Source organism: Nisaea sp., from assembly GCF_965216895.1.
GTDB lineage: Bacteria > Pseudomonadota > Alphaproteobacteria > Thalassobaculales > Thalassobaculaceae > Nisaea.
Window position 1 is genome coordinate 728528 of sequence record NZ_OZ244205.1, and the last position, 17992, is coordinate 746519.

Genomic DNA, 17992 nt, shown 5'->3' on the forward strand with positions numbered 1-17992 from the left:
TCAAACCTCTCAGAAGAAATGCTGATAGGCGAGGAGCACCAGCGCGGCATAGATCCCGGCGAAGAGGTCGTCGACCATGATGCCGGCGGACCCGTCCAGCTTGGTGTCCGCCCAACTCGCCGGGAACGGCTTGGTGATATCGAAGACCCGAAAGGCGACGAAACCGACCGCAAAGCTGACCGGATCGAGCGCAGCCGGGAGGAGGGCGATCCATTGCCCGGCAACCTCGTCGATCACCACTTCTCCGGGATCCTTGCCGCCGAGCGCCTCGGCATAGCGGCCGGAGGACCAGAATCCCACGATGGTCGCAAGCACCACGCCTGCCGCGAGCAGTTTCCAGCCGCCGAGCGAGAGTAGCAGCCAGGCGAACGGTACCGCCGCGAGAGAGCCCCAGGTTCCCGGCGCCTTGGGAGCATGGCCGACCCAGAAGAAGGTCGCCGCGATGCGTGCCGGATGAAACAGGGGAAGCGGGGCGGTCACTGGTCGTCCGCCGGCAGCAGGACGGTCGCGGCGGCCTGGGCCGCGATCCCTTCGCCTCGGCCGGCAAAGCCGAGTTTCTCGGATGTGGTAGCCTTGACGCTGACACGGTTCTCGGAGAGTTCGAGAATCTCCGCGATCCTCGAGCGCATCGCCGGACGGAGCGGGCCGATCTTCGGGCGCTCGCAGATCAGCGTCAGATCGACATGGGTGATGCGCCCGCCGCGTCTCAGAACGAGGTCGCGGGCATGCGCGAGAAACCGGTCGGAGGCAACGCCTTTCCATTGCGGGTCGCTTGGCGGGAAGTGGCTGCCGATATCGCCATCCGAGATCGCGCCGAGCAGGGCGTCGGTGATCGCGTGCAGCCCGACATCTGCGTCGGAATGACCGACCAGCGTGCGGTCATGCGCGATTTCGAGGCCGCAGAGTGTGATCTTTTCACCCGGGGCCAGCCTGTGCACGTCGAATCCGGTGCCGACGCGCGGCTCGAGCGCACCCTCCGTCATCTGTTTCGCGCGGAACAAATCGTCCTCCGTAGTGATCTTGAACAGGGAGTCCGCGCCTTCGACTAGCTGTACGGCGAGCCCGAACTCTTCCAGCAGGGCGGCATCGTCTGTTGCGATATTCTGAGTTTTTTCATGGACTTCCAGGAGTGTCTTGAAGTGAAACCCTTGGGGCGTTTGTGCGCGGAACAGGGTGCTGCGGTCTTCGGTGCCTGTAATCTCGGTTCCGAGTCCGCCGGCACGCTTCAGGGTATCGGCGACGGGCAGGGCCGGAACGGCCCCTGGGGTCTCGTCGAGGGCTTGCAGGACACGGTGGATCACCGCGTCGGAGACGAAGGGGCGGGCGGCATCGTGCACCAGCACGCGATCTGGAGCCTCGATGGCAAGGGCGCGAAGTCCGTTCCGCACCGATTGTCCGCGTTCGGCGCCGCCACTCACCGGCGGCGGGAGGTCGAGACCGGAGACGGCATCGTCGTAGAATGCCCTGTGCGCCGGATCGATGACGACCCGGACCGGGCCGATCGCGTCGCAGGCGAGAAATCTGTCCAGTGCATGCCGCAGCACAGGAACGCCCGCAAGCTTCAGATATTGTTTCGGAATTTCGCTGCCGAGCCGGGTTCCGCGGCCGGCGGCGACGATCAGGAGAGCGGTCTTTGACCGGGGCACAAATCACCTCAATTTGCTCTGGCACTTCGGAGCGGGCGGCATGATATAGTGACGCCATGCCAATGTCTTTGCTCTTGAACCTCTCGGCTCTTCTGGCGCTGATCCCGGTCGGTCTGTTTTCGCTCCGCGCGCCGGCCCGCGACGGGGGCGCCTTCTGGGCATTGCTGGCGGTCGCGATCGCGGGGCCGCTGCTCTACGTCGTTGTGACGCTCGGCGCGAGTTGGCGTTCGGACCTTGCGATGACGCTCTGGCTGGCAGTCTGCGCCAGTCTGCTGGTGTTCCTGCCGCTCTGCTGGCTGCGGCCGGCGGCGCGGATGTTGACCGCGCTTCTGGTTCCCTATCTGTTCCTTATGGCGCTTGGCGCTACCGTTGCCGGGTCTGTCGAGCCCTCGATCCGGCTTGCCGAACATCTTCCCGGCGGATGGTTTTCCGCCCATATCGCGATTGCGCTGGCGACCTATGCGCTTCTGACCCTGGCGGCGATCACGGCGCTTTCGATTTTCCTGAAGGAACGGGCGCTGAAGCGCAAACAGATGTCCTCGGGGATCGCCGCCGTCCTGCCGTCGGTTGCGGATTGCGAAAAGCTTCAGAACCAGCTGCTCGGCGGGGCCGTGATCGTGCTGCTCGGCGGGCTCGCGACCGGGATTGCTTTGCAGATCTACCGCTCCGGACATCCGCTGGAGTTCGACCATAAAACGGTACTCTCTCTCGTCACCTTCGTGGTTCTCGCGGGGCTTTGGGGCGTGCACAGTTGTTTCGGTATGCGGGGCCGGACGGTTTCTCGACTGGTGCTGCTTGCATATCTTCTGCTGACACTTGCCTATCCGGGCGTCAAGTTTGTCGCGGAAATTCTCGCCTGACCGGCTGGGAGCCGCTGCTTCCGGATAAATTCCTGTTTTGACAATTTTGCGAGCAATTGCTTAATTCGTGAGCAACGCTTTACAGGTGCACAGTTAATGACCATCAAGATCGGCGATATCGCGCTCGAGAGCCCGGTGTTTCTCGCGCCCATGTCCGGGGTTACGGACCGGCCGTTCCGCCGGCTTGTGCGCGAGTTCGGCTGCGGTCTCGTGGTCTCCGAGATGATCGCGAGCGCCGCCGTTCTGCGCGAGGAACGGGACGAGATGTTCAAGATTCCGCAGGACATGGATCTCGAGCGTCCGATGGCGGTCCAGCTTGCCGGCTGGGATCCGGAGATCATGGCGGACGCGGCGAAACTCAATGTCGATCGCGGCGCCGAAATCATCGACATCAACATGGGCTGCCCGGCGAAGAAAGTCGTGAACAAGCTCGCCGGTTCGGCGTTGATGCGGGACGAGGCGCTGGCGGGGCGAATCATGGACGCGGTCGTGAAGGCCGTGCCGGTCCCGGTCACCCTGAAAATGCGTACCGGCTGGGATCAAAGCGACCGGAATGCCCCGCGCCTGGCGAAGATCGCCGAGGAGGCGGGGATCCGGTTGCTGACCGTGCATGGCCGCACGCGCTGCCAGATGTACAAGGGCGAGGCTGACTGGCGCTTCATCCGCGAGGTGAAGAACGTCGTATCCCTTCCGGTCGTCGCGAACGGGGATATTGCAACTCTCGAGGATGTCGATGCCTGCCTCGCGCAATCCGGTGCCGACGGCGTGATGATCGGGCGCGGCGCCTACGGCAGGCCCTGGTTTCCAGCGCAGGTCGCCGCCCATCTCGCAGGCCGTCCGGTGCCTGCCGATCCGGCATTCCGGGCACGCGCTGATATCATGCGGCGTCATGTCGCCGACATGCTGGCCCATTACGGCAGCGCGCTCGGTTTGAAACTCGCACGCAAGCATATTGGCTGGTATGCGGCCGGCATTCCGGGCTCGGCCGAGTTCCGCAAGATCGTCAACAACACCATGGACCGTCAGATTGTCGAGGAGGCGATCGAGAGGTTCTTCGGCATGGCACTGGAGAAGCAGGCGGCGTGAGTATGGTCATCAATCCGGAACCCGGTACGGCGCCTGCCGCGCTGGATCCGACCGGCGTGCTGCACGCCGTCCCGACACCGGTCATCGGGGTCGATGAGAGCAACCATATCGTCTACGTGAATATGGCGGCGGAGCATTTCCTGCAGGGCAGCGCGGCGATCCTCGAGGGAAGCGTGCTCTCCGATCTCATTCCGGCAGACAGCCCTGTGATGGGCATGATCGAGCAGTGCCGGCGGCAATCCTCGGTCCTCTTCGACTATGACCTCATTCTCGAAGGCTCCCGCATCGGCTCGCACATCGTCAGCGTCCAGGTGTCGCCGTTGACCGAGAGGCCCGGTGCGGTTGTTCTCACGCTGCAGATGCGTTCGATCGCGAACCAGCTCCACCGGCAGTTCAATTTCAAGGGCGCGGCGCGGTCGGTCACCGCGATGGCGGCGATGCTGGCGCACGAGGTGAAGAACCCGCTATCCGGCATCAAGGGCGCAGCGCAATTGCTGGAGCAGAATGCGCTGGAGGCCGACCGCCCGCTCACCAAACTGATCTGCGACGAGACCGACCGGATCTGCGGCCTGGTCGACCGGATGGAAGTGTTCTCGGACGACCGGCCGATCGAGCGTAGCCCGGTGAATATCCATGAGGTCCTGGATCACTGCCGGAAGATCGCCGAATCCGGGTTCAGCAGCCGGATCAGGTATCACGAGCGATATGATCCGTCGCTTCCGCCGGTCCTCGGGAACCGGGATATACTGGTGCAGATTTTTCTGAACCTGCTTAAGAACGCGGCCGAGGCGATCGGCAACGAGGACGGCGAAATCCATTTGTCGACCGCCTACAGGCACGGCATGAGAGTTTCCATCCCTGGCTCCGCACGCCGTGTCAATCTGCCGCTTCTTGTGACCATCCGCGACAACGGCCCGGGGATTCCGGACGACATGAAGGCGACGATCTTCGATCCCTTCGTCACCTCCAAGCGAAACGGGTCAGGCCTCGGACTTGCTTTCGTCGCCAAGGCCGTGGCCGACCATGGCGGGGTGATCGAGGTCGATTCCGTGCCGCGCAGGACGGAGTTCCGGCTCTCGCTCCCGATCGCCGATATCTCCGAGGCCTTCGCACAGGCATGACAATGGACAGCGCTTCAATCCTGATCGCGGATGACGATCAGGCCATCCGTACCGTTCTGACACAGGCCCTGACTCGGATCGGCATGGATGTCCGTTCGACCGGCAATGCCGCAAATCTCTGGCAATGGGTGGAGCGGGGCGACGGCGACCTCGTAATCACCGATGTTGTCATGCCGGACGAGAACGGACTTGATCTGCTGACGCGGATCCGCAAGGTCCGTCCCGATCTCCGGGTCATCGTGATGAGTGCGCAGAACACCCTGCTGACAGCGGTGAAGGCGAGCGAACGCGGTGCCTTCGAGTACCTGCCGAAACCATTCGATCTCACCGAGCTGGTGCAGGTCGTGCGTAAGGCGCTGACGACGCGCGCCGGCGGCGCGGTTCCGGCGGAGAAGCACGCCGGGGTCCCGGACGAAGAACTGCCTCTCATCGGCCGCTCTCCGGCGATGCAGGAGATTTACCGTGTCCTCGCCCGCCTCATGGGGACCGACCTGACCGTGATGATCGCGGGCGAGTCCGGAACCGGCAAGGAACTGGTGGCGCGCGCGCTGCACGACTACGGCAAGCGCCGGGACGGCCCCTTCGTTGCGGTCAACATGGCGGCGATCCCGCGCGAGCTGATCGAAAGCGAGCTCTTCGGGCACGAGAAAGGCGCCTTTACCGGCGCGACCGCGCGGTCGAGCGGCCGCTTCGAGCAGGCGAGGGGCGGAACGCTGTTCCTCGACGAGATCGGCGACATGCCGATCGAAGCCCAGACCAGATTGCTCCGGGTTTTGCAGGAAGGTGAATATACGACTGTCGGCGGGCGCTCCGCGATACAGGCCGATGTTCGCATTGTCGCAGCGACGCACCGGGATCTCCGGCAGCTGATCCGTCAGGGAATGTTCCGGGAAGACCTGTTCTACCGCCTGAACGTGGTGCCGCTCAGGCTGCCGCCGCTGCGCGAGCGCAAGGAGGACATTCCGGATCTCGCACGCCATTTCCTGGCGCTGGCCGAGAAGGAAGGGCTGCCGGAAAAGACGATCGACGGCGCCGCCTTGCAGCGCCTCAGCGCCTATAACTGGCCGGGCAACATCCGCGAACTCGAGAATCTGGTGAAGCGACTCGTCGCGCTCTATTCGGAAGAAGTGATCGGTGCGGCTGCCATCGAGCAGGAACTGGCGGAAACGCCAGCGAATGCGGGCGAGGAAGCAGGCGAGCGGAGCGAGAATCTCTCGGATGCGGTCGAACGGCACCTGCGGGCTTATTTCGCGGCCCATGGCGACAATCTGCCGCCTGCCGGGCTGCATGACCGCATTTTGCGTGAGGTCGAGCGGCCGCTGATCCTGCTCTCGCTCGATGCCACCAAAGGCAACCAGCTGAAAGCAGCCTCGATGCTGGGCCTCAATCGGAATACGCTGCGCAAGAAGATCCGGGATCTCGGCATTCCCGTGGTGCGGGGCGCGCGCTAGGTGCAGGGCCGCTGAGGCCTGTGCACCGCATAGCCGATTGAGCTAGATTGACGATCCAGTCCAGTCCCAGCAGGTGAGGCATGCCGGCGGAAGCAAGTACCGACGCCCATACTCCTGAAGACGCCCCGTCGGGGTCCGCGCGCCGTTTTGCCAGCTATACCCGCCGGTTCCGTCTCTGGGCCCAGCGTGTTGGCTTCGAGCGCAAGGCGGCCTACGTGCTCGCGGCAGCGGCGATCGTCGCCGGCCTTGGCACTTATGCCGTCTTCACGCGTGCCGGGCCCGCGGGGCCGAACCCGGACGTGGTTCTCGGCATTCTCTATCTGGATTTTTCCCTGTTGCTGCTGCTCGGCGTGCTCGTCGCCTGGCGCATGGCCCGGCTCTGGGTCGAGCGGCGCCAGGGCCTCGCCGGGTCACGGTTGCATGTCCGGCTCGTGGTCATGTTCTCGGTGCTCACGGTCGCGCCGACGATCCTGGTCTCCGTGTTCTCGCTCGTGATGTTCGATTTCGGCATCCGCTCCTGGTTCAGCGAGCGGGTCTCGACAGCGGTTACGGGCTCTGTCGCGGTCGCCGAACGCTACCTTGAAGAACACCGCCAGGTGATCCGCGGGGATGTACTGGCGATGGCGAACGACATCAATCGTGAAGCCCCGTTCCTCGTGAATAACCCGTCGCGGTTCGCCCAGGTGCTGCGCGCCCAGGCAGCGCTCCGGAACCTCACGGAGGCCGTCGTGTTCGACAATACCGGAAGGGTTCTGGCGCGGACAGATCTGGCGCTTTCATTCGATTACGAGCCCCTGCCGGAAGCGGCTATGGCGCAGGCGCAACTCGGCGACGTTGTCGTTCTGACGACGGATTCCGAGGATCGGCTCCGTGCCGTCGTCCGCCTCGACCGCTTCGTCGACGCCTATCTCTTCGTCGGCCGTTTCGTCGATGCGGAGATCCTGAGCTATATCGTGCGCACCAAGGAAGCCGTCGACCAGTTCACGGAGCTGGAGGGCAGGCGCTTCGATATCCAGGTCTCGTTCATCATGATCTTCGCCATGGTGGCGCTGCTGCTGCTTCTTGCCGCGGTCTGGATCGGTCTCAATCTCGCCACCCGCATGGTGCATCCGATCAGCGATTTGATCGCCGCCGCGGAGCGGATCAGCGAGGGCGATCTTTCTGCCAGGGTCGCAGGCCCTGTCGAGGCCGACGAGATGGGGCTGCTCGCCCGGGCCTTCAACAGGATGACCCGACAGCTTGAAATGCAACGCAGCGAATTGATGAGTGCGAACCGGCAAATCGATGCGCGGCGCCGTTTCACCGAAGCGGTGCTCGGCGGCGTGTCGGCCGGGGTGATCGGTCTCGATGCGGAAGCGCGGATCAACCTGCCGAACAGGTCCGCGGCAAGCCTGCTCGGCGTCAGCGGCGACTCGCTCATCGGGCATACTCTTTCGGACCAGATCCCGGAGATGTCAGAGCTTCTCGAACTGGCGCGCCGCAATCCCTACCGGCAGTCCGAAAAGCAGATCGAACTGAACCGTGGGGACCGCAAGATCACCCTTCTGGCGCGGATCAAGGCGGAGATCACCGACGGCGAGGTTTCCGGGTATGTGCTCACCTTCGACGATATTTCCGAACTTCTGTCGGCGCAGCGCATGGCGGCCTGGGCCGACGTTGCACGCCGTATCGCCCACGAGATCAAGAACCCGCTAACTCCCATCCAGCTATCTGCCGAGCGCCTTAAACGTAAATATCTTAAACAGATAGAGGCCGATCCTGATACTTTTGTTGAATGTACCAACACAATCGTGAGACAAGTGGGGGACATTGGCCGGATGGTGGATGAGTTTTCCACCTTCGCCCGGATGCCGGCGCCGGTCATGCGGAAGGAAAATCTGATCGCGCTCATCCACGAGCAGGTGGTGCTCCAACGGTCCGCGCAATCGGGAATCGTCTTCGAGTTCGACGACGGACAGGAGCCGGTCGAGTTCGAATGCGACCAAAGACAGATAAGACAGGTCTTGACGAACTTGCTGCAGAACGCGATCGACGCAATCCAGGCGACAGAAGCCGACAGCGCAGATGGTACCGGGACAGTTCCTCACAGTATTGCGGTAACCGTCGGCCGGGAGGAGCAGCGGATCATCGTCGATGTCGAGGATACCGGCCGCGGCCTGCCGGACAAGGATCGCGATCGGCTGACGGAACCATACGTGACGACCCGCGAAAAAGGCACCGGCCTCGGTCTGGCAATTGTCAAAAGAATCATGGAAGATCATGCAGGATCTATTACGCTCATGGACCGAGAGGGCGGGGGCACAAGAGTGCGACTTGTTTTCCGCGATCCGGCTGATGCACGCGGTGAAAATGGACTTTCTGAATCAGATCAAAGCGTTTCCGGGCTGAGTTCTCATGGCGCATGACATTCTGATCGTTGATGACGAAGCCGATATCCGTCACCTGCTTGCGGGGATCCTGGAGGACGAGGGTTTCGAGACCAGACAGGCGGGCAACAGCGACGAAGCGCTGGAGGCGGTTCACACGAGGCGGCCGGGCCTGGTCGTGCTGGATATCTGGCTTGAGAACAGCACGCTCGACGGTCTTCGTATCCTGGAGCGGCTGAGCGGTGAGCACCCCGATGTTCCCGTCATCATGATCAGCGGACACGGCACCATCGAAACGGCGGTCTCCGCCATCAAGATGGGCGCCTACGATTTCATCGAGAAGCCGTTCGAGACCGAGCGCCTGTTGCTGCAGGTCGGCCGGGCACTCGAATCCGCGCGCCTGAAACGCGAAGTTGCCGATCTCAAGGCGCGGACCGATACGGACGATCACCTGATCGGCATTTCCTCGGGGATCGCCCAGGTCGTGCAGGCAGTCGAAAAAGTCGCGCCGACAAACAGCCGCGTGCTGATCACCGGACCGGCCGGTGCCGGCAAGGAAGTCGTCGCCCGCATGATCCACGCGCAGTCGAACCGGGCCGACGGCCCCTTTACGGTTCTCAACTGCGCGACGCTCAGCCCGGAGAGGCTTGAAATCGAGCTGTTCGGCCTGGAGCGCCGGGACAACGAGAGCGAGGAAGGCGGGCGCAGTGTCGGCATGCTCGAGCAGGCACATAAGGGAACGCTTTTCCTCGACGAGGTCGCGGACATGCCGCGGGAAACCCAGGGCAAGATCGTCCGGGTCCTTCAGGAACAGCGTTTCAGGCGGGTCGGTGGCGAGCGCGAGATATCGGTCGATGTCCGGGTCATCGCCTCGACAAACCGTGACCTGCAGCAGGAAATCTCTACCGGCCGGTTCCGCGAGGACCTCTACTATCGTCTCAACGTGGTGCCGATCTCGGTTCCGGCCCTGTCGCAGCGCCGTGAGGACATTCCTCCGCTCAGCCGGCATTTCATCGAGCGCTCGGCGCGTACCTCCGGCATGCCGCACCGGACATTGGCCGAGGATGCCATCGCCGCCCTGCAGTCCTACGATTGGCCGGGCAATGTGCGTCAGCTCCGGAACGTCATTGACTGGCTGCTGATCATGGCCCCGGGTTCGGCAAGCGACCCGGTTAGAGCCGATATGCTGCCGCCGGAGATAGGCTCTGCCGCCCCGGTCAGCCTCAATTTCGACAAGGGCGTCGAGATCATGGGAATGCCGCTTCGCGAGGCACGCGAAATGTTCGAGCGGGAATATCTGCTGGCCCAGGTGAACCGTTTTGGCGGCAATATCTCGAGAACGGCCAGCTTTGTGGGGATGGAGCGCTCGGCGCTGCACCGCAAGCTGAAGTCCCTCGGGGTAAGTGCAGAACGCTCCGCTTAGTCCTTCCGGGAACAGGATCGCAGAATGAAAGTCGTTATTTGCGGCGCCGGTCAGGTCGGCACCAGCATCGCGCAGCATCTGGCGGGCGAGAACAACGACGTCACGGTTGTCGATCAGGACGCGGCTCTGGTCCGCAAGATCGCCGAGACGCTCGATGTGCGCGGGGTTCACGGTCTGGCGTCCTTACCGTCCATCCTCGAGGATGCGGGTACGCGCGACGCCGACATGCTGATCGCGGTGACCTATTCCGACGAGGTCAACATGGTGGCCTGCCAGATCGCGCATTCGCTGTTCAACGTGCCGACTCGGATCGCCCGGATTCGTCAGCAGGACTATCTGCAACCGATCTGGGCCGACCTGTTCAGCCGCGAGAACATGCCGATTGATCATATCATTTCGCCGGAACGCGAAGTGGCAAAGGCGATTGGCCGCCGCCTGCAGGTGCCGGGTGCCTTCGACGTCGTGCCGATGGCGGACGGTGCGGTGCGGGTAGTCGGCGTGCGCTGCGACGAGGACTGCCCGATCGTCAACACGCCGCTGCGCCAGCTCACCAGCCTGTTCTCGGATCTCAATATCGTCGTCGTCGGGATTATTCGTGACGACCGTGGCATTGTCCCGAAACCGGACGATCACATGCTGCCCGGCGACGACGTCTATTTCGTCTGCGATGTCGAGCACCTCACGCGCGCGATGGCGGCTTTCGGGCACGAGGAGGAGGAGGGCCGGAGTGTCATCATTGCCGGCGGGGGCAATATCGGTCTCATGCTGGCGGAAGAGATCGAATCGAAGCATTCCGGCGTCAGTGTGAAGGTCATCGAGTTCGACCGGGAGCGGGCCAAGCTGGTGGCGCAGACTCTTGACCATACGATGGTGCTCAATGGAGACGCGTTGGATATCGAAATCCTCGAGGAGGCCAATGTGGCGCAAACCGAGACCTTCGTTGCGGTCTCGAATGACGAGGAAGTGAACATCATCGGCTCTCTGCTGGCAAAACGCGCCGGAGCGGACCGCACAGTCGCGCTGATCAACAAAGGCACCTATGCGTCGCTGATCTCCACGCTCGGCGTCGATGCCGTGGTCAACCCGCGGGCGATTACGGTCTCCACGATCCTGCAGCATGTGCGGCGCGGACGTATCCGCGGCGTCTATTCCCTGCGCGGCGATTTCGGAGAAGTGATCGAGGCCGAGGCCTTGGAGACCTCCCAGCTGGTCGGCAGTCCGTTGCGCGACGCCAAGCTGCCAGCCGGAGTCATCGTCGGTGCGATTTATCGTGATGGAGCAGTTCTCGTACCGCGCGGCGACACGGTCATCCAGGCGCAGGACCGCGTGATTCTCTTCGCCACGTACGACGTCGTAAAGAAGGTGGAGAAACTCTTCGCCGTCCGGCTTGATTTCTTCTGATCATGATCGAGCAACCGCGCGCGATCCTGTTCGATTGGGACAGTACCCTCGTCGACAACTGGCCTGGGGTAACGGTCGCGATGAACGCCGCCCTCGCAGCCTTCGATCTTCCGGCCTGGAGCGAGCAGGAGATGCGGCTGCGGGCAAAGCGCTCGATGCGCGATAACTTTCCGACGATCTTCGGTGAGCGCTGGGAAGATGCGCGCGATGTTTTCTACGCGGCCTTTGCCGATACCCATCTCTCCGCATTGAGGGCACTCGCGGGCGCCGAGGAACTACTGTCCTCGTTGAGGGCGCGTTCGGTCCTGATGGCTGTCGTAAGCAACAAGAACGGGAGTTTCCTGCGGGCCGAGGCCGAGACTCTCGGCTGGACGGGTTATTTCCACCGGATCGTCGGCGCCACCGATGCGGAGAAGGACAAACCTGCGCGCGACCCGGTCGATCTGGCGCTGTCGGACTCGGGATCTGTTCCCGGAAACGAAGTCTGGTTCGTCGGGGATTCGCTGGTGGATCTGCAGTGCGCAGCGGCCAGCGGCTGCGTGCCGATCCTGGTTGGAGACGAGCAGATTGCGGAGGCGGACCTGGAAAAGTGGCCGCCGAGACATCATTTCCCGGATTGCGATGCGATGCGGTGTGCGCTGACTGATTGAGTCGGGCAGAGAAATAGTTATATAAAGGGACTACCTATCTCGCATTTGCGAGATAGGGGCGGTGCCAAGCTTGTTCCGGCACGCGCCAGATACGCAACGAACAAAAGGTCCGTGCAATGGCCACCGACAAGAATCAAAACGTTCAGGAAGTGTTCCTCAACACGATCCGGAAGAACAAGACTGCGGTTACGATCTTTCTCATCAACGGTGTGAAGCTTCAGGGCATCGTGACCTGGTTCGACAATTTCTCGCTGCTCCTGCGGCGGGATGCGCACTCGCAGTTGGTCTACAAGCACGCGATCTCGACCATTATGCCGTCTCAGCCCGTTCAGCTTTTTGAACCGGCTCGGGAAGAAGAGGCCAGTTGAGCCCGAGAAAGCGGGGCGTGCGTGGATAGCGCGTCGAACGTAAAGAGCGGTCGGGCACTGGTTGTCCACCCCTTCGAAAAAAGACCGTCGTCTCAGGACCCTGCGGCAGCGCGGGATCCTGAAGCACGGCTGGCGGAAGCCGTGGGCCTGACCGCAGCGATCGAACTTGACGTCGTTCACAGCGAGGTCGTGTCGCTCAGTCGTGTCCGGCCGGCGACCTATATCGGCGGCGGTGCGCTCGAACGACTTGCCGGCACCGTCCAGGCGTTGGAGATCGAGGTCGCGATCGTCGATGCGTCTCTTTCCCCGGTTCAGCAGCGCAACCTCGAGAAAGCGCTCGACTGCAAGGTCATCGACCGGACGGCGCTGATTCTCGAGATATTCGGCGCACGGGCCCGGACCCATGAAGGTCGGCTTCAGGTCGAACTGGCGGCTCTCACCTTCCAGCGCAGCCGGCTCGTGCGGTCCTGGACCCACCTCGAACGTCAGCGCGGCGGCCTCGGCTTCGTCGGCGGCCCCGGAGAAAGCCAGCTTGAGATCGACCGGCGGCTCATCAGCGAGCGTATCACCCGCATCCGCAAGGAACTCGAGGACGTCAAACGGACTCGCGAACTGCACCGGGAATCGCGGCGCAAGGTTCCGTACCCGATCGTTGCACTCGTCGGCTACACCAACGCCGGAAAATCCACCTTGTTCAACCGGCTGACAGAATCCGCCGTGTTTGCGCAGGACCTGCTCTTCGCCACGCTGGACCCGACCATGCGCCGGCTCGAGCTGCCGTCAGGCCGAACCATCATCCTGTCTGATACGGTGGGGTTCATTTCCGATCTGCCGACACACCTTGTGGCGGCATTCCGGGCGACGCTCGAAGAAGTGAAGGAGGCAGACATCCTGCTTCATGTGAGGGATTTCTCGCATCCGGATACCGAAGCGCAGAGGAATGACGTGATCGCCGTTCTGAAAGATCTCGGCCTTGAAGAACAGAAACTTGAGGAGCAGACCCTCGAGGTGCTGAACAAGATCGACCTGCTTGGCTCGCCGGAACGCGGCGCGGCGCTCTCGAAAGGCACGAACCGTAAGATCGCGGTGTCGGCGATCGACGGTACAGGGTGCCCGGATTTGCTTGCGATGCTGGACGAGATGCTCGGAGCCGGCGACGTCACGCGCACCTTCAAACTGGATGCTGCGGACGGCGCGGCGGTTGCCTGGCTTTATCAGCACGGGCAGGTGGTGAACCGTGAGGACCGGGAGTCCGAGATCCGCATGCAGGTGCGGATGACGCCTGTCGATGCCGAACGCTTCGAGGCCAGATTCATCGCCTGATGTCAGAGCGATGCGGAAGCCCACTTACAAAACCGGGCGCGCCGGTTAAATTAGGCATTCCCCGGTTCGGCACCCGTCGGCGATTCATCTATTGGCGCGTATGAACAGTTACCCAGATCCCTCGGCCGTCATGGGCATCATGCGGGAGACCGCGAATTCCGTAATCCTGCCGCGCTACCGCGCTCTGCAGAGAGGGGATATCCAGGAGAAGACCGGCCCGGACGATCTCGTCACCATTGCAGATATCGAGTCCGAGAGGCGGATGACGCCGCTCCTTCAGGAGTTGCTGCCCGGTTCAGCGGTCGTCGGCGAGGAAGCCGTCGCCGTTGACAAGCTAATCCTGAACGTCCTCACCGAGGAGGCCCCGGTCTGGATCGTCGATCCGGTCGACGGAACCCGGAACTTCGCCAAGGGCGACCGGAAGTTTTGTGTGATGGTTTCCCTCGTGCACCGGAGGCAGTCCCTGCTCGGCCTCATCCTGGATCCGCTGGGCGAACGCTGTGCCGTCGCGGTTCGCGGGGAGGGGGCGTGGATGTGCCATTACAATGGCAGGGAAGAGCGGCTCTCCGTGCTGGGCGGGCGTCCCAGCGTGGAGATGCGCGGCGCCCTGAATTTCCGTTTCTTGTCATCGCCCCTGAAGGAAGAGATGAAGGATCGGGCGAAGTTCGCCGTAGGAGAGCACTTCCGCTACGGCTGTGCCGGTCACGAATATCTGACCCTGCTGACCGGCGACGCGCATTTCGCGATGTATCCGAAGAACATGCCGTGGGATCATGTGGCCGGCACATTGCTGCACCAGGAAGCGGGCGGCTTCCATGCCCGGTTCAACAAGATGCCCTATCTCCCCGACCAACTGGACGGCGGATTGCTGATCGCTCCGGACGAAGCGGCATGGGATGACCTGCGCAGCCGCTTGTGGCCGTGATCAACCGGACCGGGATCAGTTTCCGCTATCTCTTGCCTTCGTCTGGAAAGAGTGCTGCAGGAACTTGTACGACACGTAGTATTTGTAAATGTTCCGGACGTAGATTACCGGCTCGCGGCTGACGGTCCTCGCGGTCGCGATCTCGACATTGTCGAACCATTTATTTGGATCCAGACCCATCTTGGTCGCGCGCCGTCGTGCCTTCGAGATGTTGCCTGGGCCGGCATTGTAGGCGGCGAACGAGAGCAGGACACGGTCGAGTTCTGATATGTCCGGTTCGTCGAAATAATGATCGTGGAGGTGCCGGAGGTACTTTACCCCGGCGTGGACGTTCGCATCGGCGACATCGATATTCGGTATACCGACGACGGGATCCTTCGCCGTCTGCGGCATGACCTGCATGATCCCGATGGCCCCGACATGGCTCTTCTTGGATTGATCGAGGCGGGACTCCTGAAATCCCTGGGCGGTGATCATGAGCCAGTCGAATTCGTACTGTCCGGAATAATTTCGGATGATGTCGACGGTTTCCGCGAAACGTCTGACGGAATTTTCCGAGCCGATGTTCTGGACTAGTGAATTCTTGTTGAAGAACCGATTGATCAGGATGTTCCCGGTCAGCGATCCTTTGCGCACCGTCTTGGCGAATTTGTTCATGGAGGCGAGCAGATCAGGATTGTCGGGGCGCAATGCCCAGGCGATCTGTCCGCCTTCGTGCACGCTAAGGTCTTCGTGGACCCTCAGATTTTCGAGAATCTCCGCGTAGATCTCGACTTTATGGTCATCGACGACGGTTGCGGCAATGACGCCGGAATTAACCAGCTCGAGAACATCGAAGTCCTCCAGATTGCTGTCGATCTCGCGGACTTCTATTTCCGGCTCGCCCGCGGATTTCCGTTCGGCGTTCAGCGCCAGTAGGTGTTCGTGGTAGCTGCTGGATCGGCGGACGTGGATCGGTGTGCCGGCAAGGTCGTCGAAACTACCGATATTTCTGCCCGCGGGACCGCTGACAACCAGCTCGCGGACACCTTTCCGCGTCGGGATGGTGAACGCGACCTCTTTCCGGCGTTCCGGCGTGATGGTCAGGTTCGCGATGGCGATGTCCGCGATCCCGTTCAGCACCGCGGGAATGATCTTGTCGCGCGCCATCGGCATCAGCACGACGGCGTAGGACCGGCGTTTCCTTTGTTTCTTGTATTCCTTGTTCAGATAGCTCTCGAGAATGTGCTGGAACTCGACGGCGATTCCGCCTTCTGTCACACCATCGGCCCGGAAATACATGGGGCTGTTGGCGGTTGCCACGCGCACGAAACCGCGCTCCAGGATTTCGGCGAGATCCCCTTTCCATGGAGTAAGGGCGTGCTCGAGGAGAGGGTCGATTTCCACTCTCTCGTCGGTTTGCGCAGCGGACTGGGCGTGTGCCGGCGCACCAAACGCGATCGTCGATACAAGCCCAGAGAGGAAGAGAAGGTTCCGTATGACCTGTCGGCGGTGAGGCAACACGATTTCACGTCCCTTTGTCAGTCAGTTGACGCTGTCTATCGCTGCTGCAAGGCGCTCCCATGCGCGCTGCAACGGATCCGGCCGCGCCTCGTTGGGGGCTTTCTATCGGCTAGGCAGCGCGGCTGTAATCCAGTCCGAGACCTTCGTCCAGGCCGAGCATCAGGTTCATGTTCTGGACCGCAGCGCCGGACGCGCCCTTGCCGAGATTGTCCAGCGTTGCGGCAAGAACGCATTGCCCGATCTTCTCGTTCGCGAAGACATGGAAGCGGAGGGTGTTGGTGTCATTGAGCTCTTCCGGGTCGAGCCGCAGCATGGCGCCGGATTGCTCCAGCGGCGCCACCTCGGTGAACCGGTGTCCGCTGTAATGGTCGCTGAGGCATTCGTGGATCCGCTTGGCGCCCACGCCGCCGGGCAGGGCCCAGAGATGGATCGGGACGTAGACCGCCATGCCCTTGTAGTAGCGCCCGACATTCGGCTGGAAGATCGGCGCATGCTCGAGCATGGAATATTGTTGCATTTCAGGCAGGTGCTTGTGCTGCAGCTGGAGGCCATAGGCGAAAACGGCCGAGGCGATATGATCGTCGGCGCTGCTGTTCTCCATTGAGCCGATCAGGGCCTTGCCGCCGCCGGAATATCCGGAAATGGCGTTCACGGTGACCGGGTAGGCTGCCGGAAGCAACGCGTTCTCGACCAACGGACGGATCAGGCCGATGGCGCCTGTCGGGTAACAGCCCGGGTTGCCGACGAAACGTGCGTGGCGGACGGCATCCTCGTGGCCCGCGGTCATTTCCGGAAAGCCGTAGACCCAGCCGTCCGCGACCCGGTGCGCCGTCGAGGCGTCGATCACCTTGGTCTCCGGATTCTCGATCAACGAGACCGCCTCCACCGCGGCTGCGTCGGGCAGGCAGAGGATGGACAGATTCGCCTCGTTCAGCGCGCGGCGTCGGGCTTCGGTGTCCTTGCGTTCCTCCGCGCCGAGGCTGATCAGCGAAACGTCGTCCCGGTCCGTCAGCCGCTCGCGGATCTGCAGGCCCGTGGTCCCGGCTTCACCGTCGATGAAAATGCGCACCGCCATGGCGGATCTCCTCAATTGCACGGCCACGTGCCGTGCCTATTTCCGCACAATATTGAATGGCGAGAAGGCTTGGCAACCCGCCATCATCTCGATTCGGTTAATATTCACATTCGCCGGGCGCGTCGCGGCCCAGAAGACCGCATCCGCGATGTCCTCGGCGTTCAGCGGATCGATTCCCGTGTAGAAATCGTCCGCCTTCTCCTTGTCGCCCTTGAAGCGGACGGTCGAGAATTCGGTGTTGGCGAGGCCTGGCTCGATGTCCGTCGCCCGGATGTTCTTGGCCACCAGATCTGCACGCAGGTTGAGCGTGAACTGCCTGACGAAGGCCTTTGTCGCGCCATAGACATTGCCGCCCGGATAGGGCCAGTTGCCGGCGACCGAGCCGATGTTGATCACGTGGCCCCGGCCGGCCGCGACCATGTACGGGAGCAGCGCACGGGTACAGTAGAGCAACCCCTTGATATTGGTGTCGATCATGGTCTCCCAGTCCTCGATTGCCACCTCGTCGGCGCCCTCGAGGCCGAGCGCGAGCCCGGCATTGTTCACCAGCACGTCGATCGGCTTGAAGCCGTCCGGGACACCTGCGGCGGCGGCATTGACCGCTTCCTTGTCCTGCACGTCCAGGGTGATGGCGAAGCATGGTGTCGGCAGTTCGTTCTTCAGCGTCTCCAGACGCTCGGTACGTCGACCGGTGATGATGGTCTGCCAGCCCTCGGCGGCGAAACGGCGGGCAGTCGCTTCGCCGAAACCGGAGGTAGCGCCGGTGATGAAGGCTGTCTTCGCCATGTACGGTC

At 62.4% G+C, this 17992-nt stretch carries 16 protein-coding genes; 11 read left to right on the forward strand and 5 right to left on the reverse strand.

Features of this window, described 5'->3' with window-relative positions; genetic code table 11:
• Positions 1–9: 9 nt before the first annotated feature.
• Positions 10–480, reverse strand: coding sequence for a phosphatidylglycerophosphatase A (locus tag ACOOE1_RS03490; RefSeq protein ID WP_420404953.1), 471 nt, complete (start codon positions 478–480; stop codon positions 10–12).
• Positions 477–1646 carry a bifunctional 2-C-methyl-D-erythritol 4-phosphate cytidylyltransferase/2-C-methyl-D-erythritol 2,4-cyclodiphosphate synthase gene (locus ACOOE1_RS03495; protein ID WP_420404954.1) on the reverse strand — a complete coding sequence of 390 codons (1170 nt, stop codon included), beginning with the start codon at positions 1644–1646 and terminating at the stop codon, positions 477–479. Before ACOOE1_RS03495 ends, ACOOE1_RS03490 begins: the two co-directional genes overlap by 4 nt.
• A gap of 62 nt (positions 1647–1708) precedes the next feature.
• Here ACOOE1_RS03495 and ccsA point away from each other — a divergent pair, with 62 nt between their 5' ends.
• The 11 genes from ccsA to ACOOE1_RS03550 all read left to right on the forward strand — a co-directional run bounded on the left by ccsA (position 1709) and on the right by ACOOE1_RS03550 (position 14620).
• Positions 1709–2506 carry a cytochrome c biogenesis protein CcsA gene (gene ccsA, locus ACOOE1_RS03500; RefSeq protein ID WP_420404955.1) on the forward strand — a complete coding sequence of 266 codons (798 nt, stop codon included), beginning with the start codon at positions 1709–1711 and terminating at the stop codon, positions 2504–2506.
• Positions 2507–2602: 96 nt separating this feature from the next.
• Positions 2603–3592, forward strand: coding sequence for a tRNA dihydrouridine synthase DusB (gene dusB / locus ACOOE1_RS03505; protein ID WP_420404956.1), 990 nt, complete (start codon positions 2603–2605; stop codon positions 3590–3592).
• A gap of 2 nt (positions 3593–3594) precedes the next feature.
• A complete protein-coding gene (locus tag ACOOE1_RS03510; RefSeq protein WP_420406402.1) occupies positions 3595–4713 on the forward strand; it encodes a two-component system sensor histidine kinase NtrB in 1119 nt (372 codons plus the stop codon).
• 2 nt (positions 4714–4715) lie between these two features.
• Positions 4716–6164 carry a nitrogen regulation protein NR(I) gene (gene ntrC, locus ACOOE1_RS03515; protein ID WP_420404957.1) on the forward strand — a complete coding sequence of 483 codons (1449 nt, stop codon included), beginning with the start codon at positions 4716–4718 and terminating at the stop codon, positions 6162–6164.
• A gap of 80 nt (positions 6165–6244) precedes the next feature.
• Positions 6245–8569, forward strand: coding sequence for an ATP-binding protein (locus ACOOE1_RS03520; protein WP_420404958.1), 2325 nt, complete (start codon positions 6245–6247; stop codon positions 8567–8569).
• Entirely contained in the window at positions 8559–9953 is a 1395-nt protein-coding gene (locus tag ACOOE1_RS03525) for a sigma-54-dependent transcriptional regulator (RefSeq protein ID WP_420404959.1), read from the forward strand. Before ACOOE1_RS03520 ends, ACOOE1_RS03525 begins: the two co-directional genes overlap by 11 nt.
• A 24-nt stretch (positions 9954–9977) precedes the next feature.
• Positions 9978–11354: a Trk system potassium transporter TrkA gene (gene trkA / locus ACOOE1_RS03530; protein ID WP_420404960.1), complete on the forward strand. Its 1377-nt coding sequence runs from the start codon at positions 9978–9980 to the stop codon at positions 11352–11354.
• A 2-nt stretch (positions 11355–11356) separates the two neighbouring features.
• Entirely contained in the window at positions 11357–12004 is a 648-nt protein-coding gene (locus ACOOE1_RS03535; protein WP_420404961.1) for an HAD family hydrolase, read from the forward strand.
• Positions 12005–12120: 116 nt separating this feature from the next.
• Complete coding sequence (hfq, locus tag ACOOE1_RS03540) at positions 12121–12372, forward strand: RNA chaperone Hfq (protein WP_193180604.1); 252 nt, start codon at positions 12121–12123, stop codon at positions 12370–12372.
• A 21-nt stretch (positions 12373–12393) separates the two neighbouring features.
• A complete protein-coding gene (gene hflX / locus ACOOE1_RS03545; RefSeq protein WP_420404962.1) occupies positions 12394–13695 on the forward strand; it encodes a GTPase HflX in 1302 nt (433 codons plus the stop codon).
• Between the two features lie 100 nt (positions 13696–13795).
• Positions 13796–14620: an inositol monophosphatase family protein gene (locus ACOOE1_RS03550; RefSeq protein WP_420404963.1), complete on the forward strand. Its 825-nt coding sequence runs from the start codon at positions 13796–13798 to the stop codon at positions 14618–14620.
• A gap of 15 nt (positions 14621–14635) precedes the next feature.
• On the opposite strand, the gene ACOOE1_RS03555 is transcribed toward ACOOE1_RS03550, so the two are convergent.
• The 3 genes from ACOOE1_RS03555 to ACOOE1_RS03565 form a co-directional block, all read right to left on the reverse strand.
• Positions 14636–16006 carry a transglycosylase SLT domain-containing protein gene (locus ACOOE1_RS03555; protein WP_420404964.1) on the reverse strand — a complete coding sequence of 457 codons (1371 nt, stop codon included), beginning with the start codon at positions 16004–16006 and terminating at the stop codon, positions 14636–14638.
• Between the two features lie 226 nt (positions 16007–16232).
• On the reverse strand, positions 16233–17198 hold the full coding sequence (gene argC, locus ACOOE1_RS03560; RefSeq protein ID WP_420404965.1) for an N-acetyl-gamma-glutamyl-phosphate reductase: 966 nt from the start codon (positions 17196–17198) through the stop codon (positions 16233–16235).
• A 36-nt stretch (positions 17199–17234) separates the two neighbouring features.
• The gene (locus tag ACOOE1_RS03565; RefSeq protein WP_420404966.1) at positions 17235–17984 is read right to left on the reverse strand and encodes an SDR family oxidoreductase; all 750 of its coding nucleotides are present in this window, start codon (positions 17982–17984) and stop codon (positions 17235–17237) included.
• Positions 17985–17992 lie beyond the last annotated feature (8 nt).

Excerpts from the sequence above, each read along its gene's own strand:
- ccsA (WP_420404955.1), top strand. The coding sequence starts at position 1,709 with ATGTCTTTGCTCTTGAACCTCTCGGCTCTTCTGGCGCTGATCCCGGTC.
- dusB (WP_420404956.1), top strand. The coding sequence starts at position 2,603 with ATGACCATCAAGATCGGCGATATCGCGCTCGAGAGCCCGGTGTTTCTC.
- ACOOE1_RS03510 (WP_420406402.1), top strand. The coding sequence starts at position 3,595 with ATGGTCATCAATCCGGAACCCGGTACGGCGCCTGCCGCGCTGGATCCG.
- ntrC (WP_420404957.1), top strand. The coding sequence starts at position 4,716 with ATGGACAGCGCTTCAATCCTGATCGCGGATGACGATCAGGCCATCCGT.
- ACOOE1_RS03520 (WP_420404958.1), top strand. The coding sequence starts at position 6,245 with ATGCCGGCGGAAGCAAGTACCGACGCCCATACTCCTGAAGACGCCCCG.
- ACOOE1_RS03525 (WP_420404959.1), top strand. The coding sequence starts at position 8,559 with ATGGCGCATGACATTCTGATCGTTGATGACGAAGCCGATATCCGTCAC.
- trkA (WP_420404960.1), top strand. The coding sequence starts at position 9,978 with ATGAAAGTCGTTATTTGCGGCGCCGGTCAGGTCGGCACCAGCATCGCG.
- ACOOE1_RS03535 (WP_420404961.1), top strand. The coding sequence starts at position 11,357 with ATGATCGAGCAACCGCGCGCGATCCTGTTCGATTGGGACAGTACCCTC.
- hfq (WP_193180604.1), top strand. The coding sequence starts at position 12,121 with ATGGCCACCGACAAGAATCAAAACGTTCAGGAAGTGTTCCTCAACACG.
- ACOOE1_RS03550 (WP_420404963.1), top strand. The coding sequence starts at position 13,796 with ATGAACAGTTACCCAGATCCCTCGGCCGTCATGGGCATCATGCGGGAG.
- argC (WP_420404965.1), bottom strand. The coding sequence starts at position 17,198 with ATGGCGGTGCGCATTTTCATCGACGGTGAAGCCGGGACCACGGGCCTG.
- ACOOE1_RS03565 (WP_420404966.1), bottom strand. The coding sequence starts at position 17,984 with ATGGCGAAGACAGCCTTCATCACCGGCGCTACCTCCGGTTTCGGCGAA.